Source organism: Spirillospora sp. NBC_01491, assembly GCF_036227065.1.
Classification (GTDB): Bacteria; Actinomycetota; Actinomycetes; order Streptosporangiales; family Streptosporangiaceae; genus Spirillospora; species Spirillospora xylanilytica.
Map to the genome: position 1 here is coordinate 4,975,080 of NZ_CP109432.1, position 13,624 is coordinate 4,988,703.

14 protein-coding genes are annotated in these 13,624 nt (G+C 73.4%); 9 read left to right on the plus strand and 5 right to left on the minus strand.

The genetic code is table 11. From position 1 onward, the window contains the following. Nucleotides 1-43: 43 nt before the first annotated feature. On the minus strand, nt 44-382 hold the full coding sequence (locus OHA34_RS23185) for a rhodanese-like domain-containing protein (protein ID WP_285939566.1): 339 nt from the start codon (nt 380-382) through the stop codon (nt 44-46). A gap of 46 nt (nt 383-428) precedes the next feature. Between OHA34_RS23185 and OHA34_RS23190 the strand changes: the two genes are divergently transcribed. Then, nucleotides 429-893: an SSI family serine proteinase inhibitor gene (locus OHA34_RS23190; protein WP_285939565.1), complete on the plus strand. Its 465-nt coding sequence runs from the start codon at nt 429-431 to the stop codon at nt 891-893. A 145-nt stretch (nt 894-1,038) separates the two neighbouring features. Here the strand turns inward: OHA34_RS23190 and OHA34_RS23195 are convergent, their stop codons facing one another. Together OHA34_RS23195 and OHA34_RS23200 are read right to left on the minus strand one after the other, a co-directional pair. Then, entirely contained in the window at nt 1,039-1,902 is an 864-nt protein-coding gene (locus tag OHA34_RS23195) for an Fpg/Nei family DNA glycosylase (protein ID WP_285939564.1), read from the minus strand. Nucleotides 1,903-2,089: 187 nt separating this feature from the next. Next, nucleotides 2,090-3,316: an NAD(P)/FAD-dependent oxidoreductase gene (locus OHA34_RS23200; protein WP_329518893.1), complete on the minus strand. Its 1,227-nt coding sequence runs from the start codon at nt 3,314-3,316 to the stop codon at nt 2,090-2,092. A 201-nt stretch (nt 3,317-3,517) separates the two neighbouring features. On the opposite strand from OHA34_RS23200, the gene OHA34_RS23205 reads away from it, so the two are divergent. The 4 genes from OHA34_RS23205 (at nt 3,518) to OHA34_RS23220 (ending at nt 8,149) form a co-directional block, all read left to right on the plus strand. Next, nucleotides 3,518-3,724, plus strand: a complete 207-nt coding sequence (locus OHA34_RS23205) for a heavy-metal-associated domain-containing protein (RefSeq protein ID WP_285939562.1) — start codon at nt 3,518-3,520, stop codon at nt 3,722-3,724. Between the two features lie 7 nt (nt 3,725-3,731). Further along, complete coding sequence (locus OHA34_RS23210; protein WP_329518894.1) at nt 3,732-4,703, plus strand: hypothetical protein; 972 nt, start codon at nt 3,732-3,734, stop codon at nt 4,701-4,703. Between the two features lie 95 nt (nt 4,704-4,798). Then, on the plus strand, nt 4,799-7,141 hold the full coding sequence (locus OHA34_RS23215) for a heavy metal translocating P-type ATPase (protein ID WP_285939560.1): 2,343 nt from the start codon (nt 4,799-4,801) through the stop codon (nt 7,139-7,141). A 228-nt stretch (nt 7,142-7,369) separates the two neighbouring features. After that, entirely contained in the window at nt 7,370-8,149 is a 780-nt protein-coding gene (locus tag OHA34_RS23220; protein WP_285939559.1) for a hypothetical protein, read from the plus strand. Nucleotides 8,150-8,333: 184 nt separating this feature from the next. On the opposite strand, the gene OHA34_RS23225 is transcribed toward OHA34_RS23220, so the two are convergent. Next, on the minus strand, nt 8,334-9,464 hold the full coding sequence (locus tag OHA34_RS23225; protein ID WP_329518895.1) for a hypothetical protein: 1,131 nt from the start codon (nt 9,462-9,464) through the stop codon (nt 8,334-8,336). A 95-nt stretch (nt 9,465-9,559) separates the two neighbouring features. Then, nucleotides 9,560-10,171 carry a TenA family protein gene (locus OHA34_RS23230; protein WP_329518896.1) on the minus strand — a complete coding sequence of 204 codons (612 nt, stop codon included), beginning with the start codon at nt 10,169-10,171 and terminating at the stop codon, nt 9,560-9,562. A gap of 331 nt (nt 10,172-10,502) precedes the next feature. Here OHA34_RS23230 and OHA34_RS23235 point away from each other — a divergent pair, with 331 nt between their 5' ends. The 4 genes from OHA34_RS23235 (at nt 10,503) to OHA34_RS23250 (ending at nt 13,407) form a co-directional block, all read left to right on the plus strand. Beyond that, the gene (locus tag OHA34_RS23235) at nt 10,503-11,150 is read left to right on the plus strand and encodes an RNA polymerase sigma factor (protein WP_432763043.1); all 648 of its coding nucleotides are present in this window, start codon (nt 10,503-10,505) and stop codon (nt 11,148-11,150) included. Continuing rightward, the gene (locus OHA34_RS23240) at nt 11,147-11,746 is read left to right on the plus strand and encodes a hypothetical protein (protein WP_329518897.1); all 600 of its coding nucleotides are present in this window, start codon (nt 11,147-11,149) and stop codon (nt 11,744-11,746) included. Before OHA34_RS23235 ends, OHA34_RS23240 begins: the two co-directional genes overlap by 4 nt. A gap of 9 nt (nt 11,747-11,755) precedes the next feature. After that, the gene (locus OHA34_RS23245; RefSeq protein WP_329518898.1) at nt 11,756-12,649 is read left to right on the plus strand and encodes a GNAT family N-acetyltransferase; all 894 of its coding nucleotides are present in this window, start codon (nt 11,756-11,758) and stop codon (nt 12,647-12,649) included. A gap of 98 nt (nt 12,650-12,747) precedes the next feature. Then, complete coding sequence (locus tag OHA34_RS23250) at nt 12,748-13,407, plus strand: O-methyltransferase (RefSeq protein WP_329518899.1); 660 nt, start codon at nt 12,748-12,750, stop codon at nt 13,405-13,407. Nucleotides 13,408-13,624 lie beyond the last annotated feature (217 nt).

Genomic DNA, 13,624 nt, shown 5'->3' on the forward strand with positions numbered 1-13,624 from the left:
GCTGCGGCGGACGTCCGGCCCGCCGGCCCCGCCTCGCCGGACGTCAGGCGATGAAGGGGGGCGGGCCGTCGCCGCCGTTCTCCACCGGACGGCCGAGCTCGGCCCATCGCTTCATGCCGCCGTCGACGTTCTTGGCCAGCCAGCCGGCCTGGTTCAGCGCCACCGTCACCTGCGCCGACCGTGCCCCCGAGCGGCAGATCACGTAGACCTCCCGGTCCTGCGGCACCTCGGCGGCGCGGTCGCCGAGCCTGCTCATCGGGATGTGGACCGCCCCGGGCGCGTGGCCCGCGTCCCATTCCTCCTGCTCGCGCACATCCAGCAGGTAGGCGTCCTGCGGAACGTCCGCGGCGTCCACCGCCGGCACGTCGTCCCCGAAATTCATCACACCCCCATGGAACCGCGCGGACCCCTGCCGCGTCGAATCACTTATGCGGTATCGGACGCTCCTTTTCACCACGCCCGGCCTGGCCATGATCATGTCATTGGCGGCCTGCGGCGACGAACAGGCCGCCGGTCCAGCCGACCGGCCCTCGGCCACCACGTCCGTCCGGCCGTCGGAGAGCCCGGCGGCCGAGAACAAGCTGACCGTCCAGGTCAGGGCCTCCGCGGAGGCGCCCGCCAAGACCTGGACCCTCGGCTGCGCCCCGGCGGGCGGCGACCATCCGAAGGCGGACCAGGCATGCGCGGTCCTCGCCAAGGCGAAGGCCCCGTTCGCGGCGCCGCCGAAGAACCAGATGTGCACGAAGATCTACGGCGGCCCGGAGACCGCCACGGTGAAGGGCACGTGGCAGGGCAAGCCGGTCGACGCCAAGTTCACCCGGGCCGACGGCTGTGAACTGCATCGCTGGAGCGGGCTGGCCCCGCTGTTCGGCGGTGTCCCCAAGGTCCGCTGAACGAGCCGTCCCCGTTTCGGTTCGTTTCAACCAGAGGGTCCCGGTCATGGACGGCCGGGACCCTCTTCCGTCGCCGCCCTGTCGCCGTCCCGACGGCGCCCCTCGCCGGCCCGTCATCCCTGCGCGGGCCGCCTCAGGAGGGCGGCTACTTGAGGAGACGCGACATGCGGCGGTCGGCGAGGGGCTTCCCGCCGGTCTGGCAGGTCGGGCAGTACTGCAACGACGAGTCGGCGAACGCCACCTCGCGGATGACGTCGCCGCAGACGGGGCACTTCTCGCCCGCCCGGCCGTGCACGCGCAGGCCGGTCTTCTTCTCGCCCTTCAGGTCGTGCGCCGCGAGCCCCTCGGAGCGCGCGACCGCGTCGCGGAGCGTGCCGACGATCGCCTCGTGCAGGACCGCCACGTCCTCCTCGGTGAGCGAGGACGCGATCTTGAACGGGGACATCTTCGCGACGTGCAGCACCTCGTCGGAGTAGGCGTTGCCGATGCCCGCGATCACCTTCTGATCGCGCAGCAGCCCCTTGACCCGGGTGCGGTTGCCGCCCAGGATCGCGCCCAGCGCGGCCGGCGTGAACGACTCGGCGAGCGGATCGGGACCGAGCGCCGCCACCCCCGGGACATCGGCGGGATCGCGGGCGACGTAGACCGCCAGGCCCTTCTTGGTGCCCGCCTCGGTCAGGTCGAAGCCGGACCCGTCGTCGAGGTGGACGCGCAGGGCGAGCGGGTTCTTGCCGCCCGGCCGGGCGGGCTTGACCGGGACCTCCTCGCGCCACCGCAGCCAGCCCGCGCGGGCCAGGTGGATCACCAGGTGCAGCCCGTCGACGTCGAGGTCGAGGAACTTGCCGTGCCGGGCGACGCCGGTGACGGTCAGTCCGCCGAGGCCGGTCACCGGCGGGTCGTAGGTCTTCAGCGCCGAGATGGCGAGAACATCGATCCGGGTGACGACGCGACCCACCGCGCGCTCCCGCAGAAACCCGGTCAGGGCCTCCACCTCAGGTAGCTCTGGCATGTCCCCAGTATCGGCGATGATTTCCGTCCACAACCCTGTGGAAAGCTGTGGAAAACCCTGTGTACAACTCCGCCAGGCCCGGCCCCGCCGGGCCTGGCGAGGGCTATACCTCTACAAATATCGACAGAACCCCGGAGCGGGGCCGGTCCGGGACGTCACGCAGGGTGTGGATAACTTCCGCGCAACATCAGCCCGCCAGGGCCGGAACGGGCTCCCCGGCGGCGATGGCGCGGCGCAGCCGGATCAGCTCCTTGGGCAGGCCGACGGCGGCCCCGCCGACCAGGACGCCGGCGCGGCCGAACGCCACCGCGAACCGTCCGTCCGCCGGATCCCCGGCGACGACCCGCGAGGTATCGGCGAGGCGCGGGAAGCCCGCCCACTGGACCCGGACGCCGTGCACGCGCGTGCCGAGTGAGGGAACCTCGGTGAACGGCTCGGCCTCGGCGGGCCCGCGCAGCAGGTTGCGAGCGGCGACGGCCCCCTGCTCGTTGGCGTTGGCCCAGTGCTCGACCCGCACCGCCTCCCCGCCGAAGAGCCCGTGCGGCCAGCGGGCAACGTCGCCCGCCGCCACGACGCCGTCGGCGGCGAAGAGCGCCGCGTCGGTGAGCACGCCGTCGTCGACGCGGACACCGCCGCCCTCCAGCCATTCGGTGTTGGGCAGGACGCCCATGCCGGCGACGACCAGGTCGGCGGGGAGCGAGCGGCCGTCGTCCAGCCGCACCCGCAGGGCCGTCCCCTCATGACCGGACCCGCCGTCCACAGGCGCGCCGTCCACGGGCGTCCGCTCCACGGTCGTCACCCGGGTGCCGGAGACCAGGTCGACGCCGTTCCGCCGGTGGTGGCCGGCGAGCCAGCCCGCCGCGGTCTCGCCGATCACGCCGGCCATGGGGAACGGCGCGGCGTCCACGAGAACGGTCTCGATCCCCTGGGCCCGTACCGTCGAGGCGATCTCACCGCCGATGAAGCCGCCGCCGATCACCACCACCCGGCGCGGGCCTCCGGCGAGGGCCGCCCGCAGGGCGAGCGCGTCGTCGATGGTGCGCAGGACGTGGACGCCGGGCAGGTCCGTCCAGCCGCCGGCCGGCAGGCGGGGGCGGGCGCCGGTCGCGATGACGAGGCCGTCGTAGGGCAGGCGGGTCCCGTCGTCGAGCGTGACGGCGCGGACGTCGCCGTCGAGCCGGACGGCGCGGCGCCCGCCCAGCCAGCGCGCGTCGATCTCGTCGGCTCCCGGCAGGGCGACGTCGTCGTCCCCGGTCAGCACGCTCTTGGACAGCGGCGGCCGGTTGTAGGGCAGGTGCGGTTCGGCGCCGATCAGGTCCAGCTCTCCGGCGAAGCCCTCGTCCCGCAGGGTCTGCGCGGCGCGCAGTCCGGCGAGCGAGGCGCCGGCGATCACGATCCTCCGATGGGTGCGCATGGGGGGTTCCTCTCAGCTTTCGGGTGCGGGCCTGCCCGGAAGGCAGGAACGGCACACCCTACCCCCCGAGGGTATTTTCTCGAACGTGACCCGGATCTCGGAACAACCCCTAGGGGGTACGGGTTGCAGAGACTGAAGCGCTATGGCAGCATGAGGACCACGAGATACCCCCCAGGGGTAACCAGAGAGAGGGATCCGCACATGAGCACCGCCACCTACACCGTCACCGGGATGACCTGCGGACACTGCGTCGGATCGGTCAAGGAGGAGGTCGGGCAGGTCGCGGGCGTCACCGCCGTGGACGTCGACCTCAAGACCGGAGCGGTGACCGTGACCAGCGACACGGCCGTCGACGACGCCCTGATCCGGGACGCCGTCGAAGAGGCCGGCTACGAAGTGAAGGTGTGAGGCGACCATGAACACCGCGACCAAGCTGGGGGCCTACGCCCTGGGCCTGGCCGCCGCCTTCGGCAGCGCCGCTGGGATCGGCACCATCGTCGGTCCCGTCGGCGCCACCGCCGAGTCCGGCGACCACGGGTCGGCGCACTCCGGCCACTCCGGCGGCACCGCCGAGGAGACCGGCACCCCCGCGCCGGGCGGGCTCCAGACCGTCCAGGACGGCTACACGCTGAACCCCGAGACGACCACGGTGACCCCCGGGAAGCAGACCGACTTCCGGTTCACCGTGACCGGCCCGAACGGCGCGCCCGTCACCCGCTACACCCCGCTGCACGGCGAGAAGCTGCACCTGATCATCGCCCGGCGGGACCTGTCCGGCTTCCAGCACGTGCACCCCGCGCAGGTCGGCGGCGGCGTCTGGTCGATGCCGCTGACCCTGCCGGACGCGGGCACCTACCGGTTCTTCACCGACGTCCGGCCCGAGGGCGCGAAGCGGCAGCTCACCCTCGGCACCGACGTCTCGGCCCCGGGCGACTTCCGGCCCGAGCCGCTGCCCGCCGCCGAGCGGGTCGCCGAGGTCGACGGGTACGAGGTCGCGCTCGCGGGCGATCTGGTCCCGGGCAGGTCCAGCAAGCTGACCCTGACGGTGAGCAAGGACGGGAAGCCGGTCACCGACCTCCAGCCCTATCTCGAGGCGTACGGCCACCTGGTCGCGCTCCGCGACCGCGACCTGGCCTACCTGCACGTCCACCCGGACGGGGAGCCCGGAGACGGCAGGACCGCCCCCGGGCCCGCGATCACCTTCTACGCCGAGGTGCCCGCGGCCGGCTCCTACCGGCTCTACCTGGACTTCAAGCACGGCGACACGGTCCGCACCGCCGAGTTCACGGCGGTCGCCGGAGCGCCGGCGCCGTCCCCCCAGTCCACTTCGCCCGCTCCGTCCTCCCCGCCCGCCGGGGAACCGGAGCACGGCGACCACGAGCACTGACCGACCCATCGACCGCTGACCCGCAGACCGACCCACCCGCTGATCCGCCGCCGGAACCGGCAGCGCCAGTGCGGCAATCCCTCTGAGGAGGAGTGATGACCACCGGCACCGTCCCCGAGAGGGGATCCGGCAAGCTCGAGCTCGCCATCGGCGGGATGACCTGCGCGTCGTGCGCCGCCCGCATCGAGAAGCGGCTGAACAAGATCGAAGGCGTGACCGCCACGGTCAACTACGCCACCGAGAAGGCCAAGGTCGAATACCCCGAGGGCGTGTCGCCCGAGGAGCTGATCGCCTCGGTCGAGAAGGCCGGCTACCGCGCCGAACTGCCGCCGCCGCCCAAGGCGGCCGGGACCGGGGCGGGCGCCGCGGAGGCCGAGGGCGAGCCCGACGACGGGCTGCGCCCGCTGCGCCAGCGGCTGACCACCGCGGTCGTGCTCGCCGTCCCGGTGATCCTGATGGCGATGATCCCGCCGCTCCAGTTCGAGTACTGGCAGTGGCTGTCGCTGGTGCTCGCCGCGCCCGTGGTGACGTACGCGGGCTGGCCGTTCCACCGGGCCGCCTGGACCAACCTGCGGCACGGCGCGGCGACGATGGACACGCTGGTCTCGGTCGGCACCATCGCCGCGTTCGGCTGGTCGCTCTGGGCGCTGTTCCTCGGCACCGCCGGCGAGCCCGGCATGAAGCACGGCTTCGAGTTCTCGATGACCCGCTCCGACGGGTCGATGAACATCTACCTGGAGGCCGCCGCCGGGGTGATCGCGTTCATCCTGGCCGGGCGCTACTTCGAGGCGCGCTCCAAGCGGAGCGCCGGCGCGGCGCTGAAGGCGCTGCTGGAGCTGGGCGCCAAGGAGGTCTCGGTCGTCCGGGACGGCCGCGAGGAGCGGATCGCGGTCGACGACCTCGCCACCGGGGACGTCTTCGTGGTCCGTCCCGGCGAGAAGATCGCCACCGACGGCGTGGTCGAGGACGGCTCGTCCGCCGTGGACGCCTCGCTGCTCACCGGCGAGTCCGTCCCGGTCGAGGTCGGTCCCGGCGACGCCGTGGCCGGCGCGACGGTCAACGCGGGCGGACGGCTGCTGGTCCGCGCCACCCGGGTCGGCGCCGACACCCAGCTCGCCCAGATGGCCCGGCTGGTGGAGGAGGCGCAGACCGGCAAGGCGCAGGTGCAGCGGCTCGCCGACCGGATCTCCGGGATCTTCGTCCCGATCGTGATCATGCTGGCGCTGGCCACCCTCGGCTTCTGGATCGGCACCGGCACCGGGCTGGCCGGCGCGTTCACCGCCGCGGTCGCCGTGCTGATCATCGCGTGCCCCTGCGCCCTCGGCCTGGCCACCCCGACCGCACTGATGGTCGGGACCGGGCGCGGCGCCCAGCTCGGCATCCTGATCAAGGGCCCGGAGGTGCTGGAGTCCACCCGCTCCGTCGACACCGTGGTGCTGGACAAGACCGGCACCGTCACCACCGGCCGGATGGCCCTGGTCGATGTGATCACCGCCGACGGCGGGGACGCCGCCGAGGCGCTCCGGCTGGCCGGCGCGCTGGAGGACGCCTCCGAGCACCCGATCGCGCAGGCCATCGCCAAGGGCGCCACCGAGCGCACCGGTGCCCTCCCCGCCGTGGAGGACTTCGCCAACGTCGAGGGCCTCGGCGTGCAGGGCATGGTGGACGGCCACGGCGTCCTGGTCGGACGGCCGCGGCTGCTCGCCGAGTGGTCCCAGCACCTGCCCCCCGAGCTGGAGAAGGCGATGGCGGACGCGCAGAAGCTCGGCCACACCGCCGTCGCGGTCGGCTACGACGGCGCCGCCCGCGCCGTGATCACCGTCGCCGACCAGGTCAAGCCGACGTCCGCCGAGGCGATCACCCGGCTGCGCGAGCTCGGCCTGCGGCCGGTCCTGCTCACCGGGGACAACGAGACCGTCGCCCGCACGGTGGCGGACGCGGTCGGGATCGAGGAGGTCATCGCCGAGGTCCTGCCGCAGGACAAGGTCGATGTGGTCAAGCGGCTCCAGGGCGAGGGCCGGACGGTCGCGATGGTCGGCGACGGTGTCAACGACGCCGCCGCGCTCGCCCAGGCCGACCTGGGCCTGGCGATGGGCACCGGCACCGACGTGGCGATCGAGGCGTCCGACCTGACCCTGGTCCGCGGCGACCTGCGGTCCGCGGCCGACGCGATCCGGCTGTCCCGCCGCACGCTCGGCACGATCAAGGGCAACCTGTTCTGGGCGTTCGCCTACAACGTGGCCGCCCTGCCGCTGGCCGCGACGGGCCTGCTCAACCCGATGATCGCGGGCGGGGCGATGGCCTTCTCCTCGGTGTTCGTGGTGAGCAACAGCCTGCGGCTGAAGCGCTTCAAGGCGCTCAGCGACGACGCCGCGCCGGCCGCCGCCGGAGCGGACGCCCGCACCCCGGCCCGGCCGGAGGTCCCGGCCGGTCGCTGAGGCCCCCGGCGGCTCCGAGCCCCCTGCGGATCGCGCGCGGCCCCTGACACAGGGCCGCGCGCGATCCTTTCGTCGTCCGGACCGGCGTCCGCGCGCACCTGCCGGACCGGGCCGTCCCGCCGTCCGGGTGACCCGACTCACCTCGTTCTCGCTGGCCATATACCCCCCACCCGTATATGCTCCAGGAGTCGGCGAAACACGGCGACGCACACGGAGAGGATGGGCACCATGACCACCACGACGCACTCCGGCCCGGCCCAGGGGCACCACGCCGGGCACCACGACGCGGGCGGCCTCCCTGGTGGTCTCCAGATCTCGCAGGACGGGTACACCCTCGACCTGGACCGCTCGATCATCCGTCCGGGCGCGACCCGCCTGCGGTTCCGGATCCTCGGCCCGGACGGCGCCCCGGTCACCGCCTACACCCCGCTCCACGACCGCGACCTGCACCTGATCGTCGCCCGGCGGGAACTGACCGGCTTCTGGCACGTGCACCCGGAACTCGGCGACGACGGCACCTGGTCGGTCCGGCTCGACCTGCCCGGCGCGGGCGCCTACCGGGTGTTCGCCGACATCGCCCCCGAGGCCCTCGGCAGGACCGTCACGCTCGGCGCCGACCTGGCCGTGAGCGGGCCGTACGAGCCGCTCCCGGTGCCCGCGCCCGCCACCGTGGACGTCGTGGACGGCTACGAGGTCACGCTGGCCGGCGACCTGGTGCCCGGCGAGGCCCGCGAGATCACCCTCACCGTCCACCGGGACGGCGCGCCCGTCACCGACCTCCAGCCCTACCTGGCGGCGTACGGGCACCTGGTGGTACTGCGCGCCGGCGACCTCGCGTACGTGCACGTCCACCCGGACGGCGAGCCCGGCGACGGGGTCACCGCGCCCGGTCCCGGCATCACCTTCCACGCCGCGGTCCCCGGACCCGGCACCTACCGGGCGTTCCTCGACTTCAAGCACGGCGACACGGTCCGCACCGCGGCCTTCACCCTCGTCGCCGGACACTGACCCCGTCCCGCACGACCGGCGCGGGCTTGGGCCTGTCTCACAGTGCCCCAGCCGTAGCACGAGCGCGCTACCTGGCCGGTGGGCGATGCCGGAGGCGAGCCGCACCGGCCAGATCGCAAGCGATGCCGCGCTCGCCAAAGCCAGGTCGGCATCCGAGCCGCCAGGCGAGAATGCCGGGCCGGGCTTAAGAAATTGAGCCTGGCGTCCGGCCCGGGTAGACCAACTCCCACAGGGCGGCGGCGGTGTGGGTCTCCGCGGGCTGGCCGCCGTGCATCCGCTCGATCTGGACCTCGCCGGTGAAGCGCAGGTAGGAGCCGTCGAATCCGGCGATCTTCGCCAGCGCGTTCCGGAACCCGCCGATCTCGTCCAGCTCGCCGAGGTCGGCGGCCCGTGGCGCGCCCGGCGTCGTGTCCTCCCGCGTGAACGTGACGCGGTAGCCGTCGTCGCCGGGGTCGGCGGCCCGGTACTCGAAGACCAGGGTGCCCGCGACCGGCCGCCCGGTGCCCGGGTCGTCGTCCTCGTCGTACGTGGCGAACCGCACGAGCGTGCAGTCGTCGGCGACGATCCGGTTCCCGCGCGCCAGCATGAAAATGGGGAACTCGGCGCGGTCGTACCGCTCCTCCGAGGTGATGTGCGAGGCGATCACGTTGTAGGGGCCGGCGGCGGCGCGGGCCCAGTACCAGTGGTCGATCAGCCCGGTCACCGGGGTGTCCCCCCAGTTGTGGTCGTGGTAGCCGGTGCCCGCGCGTCGCTCGGCGCGCCCGCCGACGGCGAGCGTGACCTCCGCCGAGCCGCTCGGCACCGAGGGCAGCCAGGCGAAGAACCGCTCGTCATCCTCACCGAAGTAGATGTGGCCGGTCTCGGGGCGCCAGGGCTCGGTCCGCGGGGTCAGCACGACGTCGGCGGTCACCCCGTCCAGCTCGGCGTGGACGCGGTAGCCGCGGTGGTCGCCGGTGAACGTGCTGGCGCCGATCCGCACGGCGCACCGGCCGGTGGCGAAGTCGTGGTCGCCGCTGTGCGCCGTGGCGCGCTCGCTGACCCGGGTGCCGTCGGGACGGTCGAGCTCCAGCGTGACGAACGGGCGGGGCGGACCGGCTCCGCCCTCGGTGAAGTCCTTGGTGTAGAAGACGATCACGAGGGTGGAGCCGTCGTCGAGCCGCGCCTCGAAGTACCACCACTCCCAGGTGCCGGGGCCGCCGGGCGCGGTGCGGAACCCGTCCTCCCAGACCGCCACCGCCCGGCCGAGGCCGAGCGCCGCGTAGTCGGCGGGCCGGCCGGCCAGCCGGGCCCGCGAGAGTTGGCCGATTGACGTCATATGGGGCATATACCCGCATTTCAACCCCGCTGAGACCCGCGCCACCCCATGTTTCGGTCAATCCCGGTGCCCCGCCCGGCGCCGAAGGCGTCCGGCTAGGGGACGGGCACGTCCCAGAAGGCGAGCTCGTGCCGCATGCCCTCCAGGAAGAACCGCTCGGCGCGGTCCCGGTCGATGCCGGCCTCGTCGATCATCTGGGCGCAGCGCCGGGTCAGCCCGGCGAACGCGGGGTCGGCGTAGGTGTCGACCCAGCGGCGGTAGCGGGGTTCGGCCGGCGGGTTCGCGGCGAGGCGCCGCCCCAGCGTGGAGTAGCCCCACATGCAGGGGTAGAGCGCGGCCAGGCCGTCGCCGTAGTCGGCGGCGCTGTCGAGCAGGAACCGGGTGTACGCGGCGCAGGCCGGGCCGGCCTTCGCGCCCTCCAGGTCGGCGCCGAACTCCGCCGACAGCGACCGGTGCAGTTCCAGTTCGTCGTGGAAGGTCGAGTGGGCGAGGTCGACGAGATCGCCCAGATGCGCCGGGGGCGCCTGCCAGGCCAGCCGCGAGAACACCCGCACGTAGTCGAGCAGGTAGAGGTGGTCCTGCTCCAGCCACGAGCGGAACACGGCCTCGTCGAGGTCGCCGCGGGCGATGCCCGCCACCGTCGGATGCCTGAGCTGCTCCTCGAGCAGCGGCAGGCCGAGCTTCTCCAGATGGGCCGACAGCTTCATGCCCGCAAGTCTCCCATCAAGGACAAAGTGCGTAAAAAAGACCGATCCCCGCCGGACTTTCGCAGCCCGGCGGAGAACCGGTCCAGGCCGATGTGCGGGTCGCCTCTCGGCGGAAGGCACAACGCGGCTCCAGCCGAACGGTATTCCGCGAAGGCAATAGGTGAGGCCCGGGGACACCAGGCACATCGGCTTGTCCTGTCCAACCGACGAGCGGCGGCAATTGTTCCCGTCCTCCCCCGGATCCTTCTCCGGGGGACGCCCCGCCCCGCGAATCGGGCGTTCCCCATCATGGGAGCGATACCCCTCACGCATGGGACGCGATGCCTGCACAATGGCGCGAGTGAGCGATGGGGCGCGGGGGGACGACCTCAATCGCGCCGTCCGGGCGGCGCAGGCGGGCGACGAGGAGTCCTTCCGCCTGCTGTACCGGGACGTGCAGCCCCGGCTGCTGCGCTACGCCCGCGCCCTCATCGCCGACGACTCCGACGCCGAGGACGTCACGTCCGAGGCATGGTTGCAGATCGCCCGCGACCTGCCCTCCTTCCGCGGCGACATCGACGGGTTCCGCGGCTGGTGCGCGACGATCACCCGGCACCGCACGCTGGACCTGCTGCGCCGCCGGAAGCGGCGGCCCGTCGCCGACCTGCCGATGGACGACCTGATCGGGACGGCCGCCGAGTTCGACACCGCGGACCTGGCCCTGGACGGCCTGTCGACCGAGGCGGCCCTCCGGCTGATCGCCGAGCTGCCCCGGGACCAGGCCGAGGCGGTGCTGCTCCGCGCCGTCCTGGGCCTGGACGCCAAGCGGGCCGGCCTCGTCCTCGGCAAGCGCGCCGGGGCCGTCCGGACCGCGGCGCACCGCGGCCTGCGCCGCCTGGCCGCCCGCCTGGCCGAGACCGCGCCCCCGGCGGGCAGCGGGACCCTGCCGGTGCCCGGGCGTGACGGTGTGATCGGCTCCGGCGCTGAAGAGGTGAGATGAACGATCCACCCGACCGGCGGACCGCCGAGCGCCTCCTGCGCGGCGACGCCGCCGCACACCCCGCGCTCGCCGAGATGCTCGCGGGCGCGGCCGGTCCCGCGCGGCCGGCCGAGCTCGCCGGGGAGGACGCCGCCGTCGCCGCGTTCCGGACCCGCCGCGAACCGCGCCCGCGCATCCAGCACCGGACGCTGACCAGGCTGCTCACCGTCAAGGCGCTCTTGGCCGTGCTCGCGCTCGGCGGCGGCGCGGCCCTCGCCGGGGGCAGCGGCCACCTCCCCGGACACCAGGGGCCGCACCCGGGTCCGCGCCCGCCGCGGATCGGCACCCCGCCGGACGAGTCGTCCGATCGCGCCACGCTGCCCGCCGTCCCGTCGCCGCCGCCGTCGCCGCCGTCACCGTCCCAGGGGCGGCACGCGTCGAGTCCCGGCCCCCGGAATCCGACGCACCGGCCGTCGAAGCCATCGAAGCGGAAGAAGAACGGCAAGCCGGAGAGGGCCGAGAAATCGAAGAAGAGGAAGAAGGCGAAGAAGGCCAGGAAGCCGAAGTCGCGGCACGGCGGCCCGAACCGCTCGCCCGCCGGAAGGGCTCGAAGGTAGGGTCCGCCAATGGCAACGACGCATTACAGGCGGCGGGACTCCGCCGGCCTCCGCGCCATGCAGGGGCTGACGCAACGCCTGTGGTCGCCGGACACCTCCCGCTGGCACATGGGCGAGCTCGTCTGGCATCGGCTCCAGCACCTCGGCCGCGAGCACGAATGGCACATCTCCCTCTGGGAGCACGGCGGACGGCCCGTCGCGTGGGCCTGGGCGCAGCCGCCGGGCCGTCTCGACCTGCACCTCGACCCGGCACACCCCGGCCTGATGGACGAGATCCTGCGCTGGTTCAACGAGCTGACCCCCGGGGCGGCCCGCGTCGTCACGGTCCTCGACACCGAACCGGCGGCGCTCCAGGACTCCCTGCTGAGGCACGGCTACCGCGAGCGAACCACCGGCCCGTTCTTCATCCACCTCCGGCACGACCTGGACGACCTTCCCGAGCCGTCCGTCCCGGAGGGCTACACGCTGCGTCCCGTGCGCGGCGAGGAGGACGCCGAGGCCCGCGCCGCCGTGCACCGGGCGGCGTTCTCCCTGCCCGGCGAGCCCTCCCGGGTCGTCACCGAGAGCTACCGCCGGATCATGCGGGCCTGGCCGTACCGGCCCGAGCTCGACTGGCTCGTCGAGGCCCCCGACGGCACGCCCGCCGCCTTCTGCCTGGTCTGGGCGGACGACCTGAACCGGGCCGCCGTCCTCGAACCGGTCGGCACCGACCCGGGCCACCGCCGCCTCGGTCTCGCGAGCGCCGCGATACTCGCCGCCCTCCGTGCCGCGCGGCGGCTCGGGGCGACCCAGGCCCGCGTCGCCGCGCGCGGCGACGCGGGCCACCCGTCCGCCCGCGCCACCTACATGTCGGTGGGTTTCCAGCCCTACGCCCGCAACCTGCCCTTCACCCGCGAACGCTGAGAAGGCCGGCACCCGCGTCAGCCGGTCGCCCTCGATCGGCACGGGCAACGCCGACCGCGACGCTGGACTTCGGCACCGTCCGCCCCAACGCTGAGGTCATGGCATCGCGCACCGGGCTACTGCCCCCAGAACTGCACGCGTACATCAACGCCCACAGCACCGGTCCGGACCCGCTGTTGCTGGAACTGGCGACCGAGACCGCCGAGCGGTTCGCGCGCAGCGCGGGCATGCAGATCGGGCCCGACCAGGGCGTGCTCATGACCCTCCTGGCGCGCCTGTCGGGGGCCCGGGACGCCGTCGAGATCGGCACGTTCACCGGCTACTCATCGATCTGCCTGGCCCGCGGCCTGGCACCGGACGGGCGCCTGCTGTGCTGCGACATCAACGACGAGTGGACGACGGTCGCCCGCCGCTACTGGGACAAGGCGGGCCTCGGCGACCGCATCGAGCTCAAGCTGGCCCCGGCCCTGGAGACTCTGCGGGCGCTCCCCGCCGACGCCGCCTTCGACCTGGCCTTCATCGACGCCGACAAGCCGTCCTACGTCGACTACTGGGACGCCCTGGTGCCCCGCGTCCGGCCCGGCGGGCTCCTCCTCGTCGACAACACCCTGTGGGCGGGCCAGGTCAGCGATCCGTCCGTCCAGGGCGAGACGCTGAACGCGATCCGTTCGTTCGACGACCACGCGGCGGCCGACACCAGGGTCGAACTCGTCATCGTCCCCATAGGCGACGGCCTGACGGTCGCCCGCAAGAAGTAGGGCGTCTCTTCTGGGGATGGATGTTCGTCACCATCGCGCCTTGTCTTCACCTCCTCTCGGACGTATTCGCGGCGACGGGTTGACCTCAAGTTTGGTTGATGTCAGAGCCTGCGGTTGACCGGGACGCCGGCGGGCGGGGCCGGTCATCTGACAGATTCCCGGGCCCAGCGTGCTCCGTAGCGTCGCGGTCAGCCGGAGAGAAGCCCCTGACCTGCAC

Coding starts and splice junctions, on each gene's coding strand:
- OHA34_RS23230 (WP_329518896.1), bottom strand. CDS start 10,171: ATGAAGCTGTCGGCCCATCTGGAGAAGCTCGGCCTGCCGCTGCTCGAG.
- OHA34_RS23200 (WP_329518893.1), bottom strand. CDS start 3,316: ATGCGCACCCATCGGAGGATCGTGATCGCCGGCGCCTCGCTCGCCGGA.
- OHA34_RS23220 (WP_285939559.1), top strand. CDS start 7,370: ATGACCACCACGACGCACTCCGGCCCGGCCCAGGGGCACCACGCCGGG.
- OHA34_RS23250 (WP_329518899.1), top strand. CDS start 12,748: ATGGCATCGCGCACCGGGCTACTGCCCCCAGAACTGCACGCGTACATC.
- OHA34_RS23185 (WP_285939566.1), bottom strand. CDS start 382: ATGAATTTCGGGGACGACGTGCCGGCGGTGGACGCCGCGGACGTTCCG.
- OHA34_RS23210 (WP_329518894.1), top strand. CDS start 3,732: ATGAACACCGCGACCAAGCTGGGGGCCTACGCCCTGGGCCTGGCCGCC.
- OHA34_RS23215 (WP_285939560.1), top strand. CDS start 4,799: ATGACCACCGGCACCGTCCCCGAGAGGGGATCCGGCAAGCTCGAGCTC.
- OHA34_RS23195 (WP_285939564.1), bottom strand. CDS start 1,902: ATGCCAGAGCTACCTGAGGTGGAGGCCCTGACCGGGTTTCTGCGGGAG.
- OHA34_RS23190 (WP_285939565.1), top strand. CDS start 429: ATGCGGTATCGGACGCTCCTTTTCACCACGCCCGGCCTGGCCATGATC.
- OHA34_RS23245 (WP_329518898.1), top strand. CDS start 11,756: ATGGCAACGACGCATTACAGGCGGCGGGACTCCGCCGGCCTCCGCGCC.
- OHA34_RS23240 (WP_329518897.1), top strand. CDS start 11,147: ATGAACGATCCACCCGACCGGCGGACCGCCGAGCGCCTCCTGCGCGGC.
- OHA34_RS23205 (WP_285939562.1), top strand. CDS start 3,518: ATGAGCACCGCCACCTACACCGTCACCGGGATGACCTGCGGACACTGC.
- OHA34_RS23235 (WP_432763043.1), top strand. CDS start 10,503: ATGGCGCGAGTGAGCGATGGGGCGCGGGGGGACGACCTCAATCGCGCC.
- OHA34_RS23225 (WP_329518895.1), bottom strand. CDS start 9,464: ATGACGTCAATCGGCCAACTCTCGCGGGCCCGGCTGGCCGGCCGGCCC.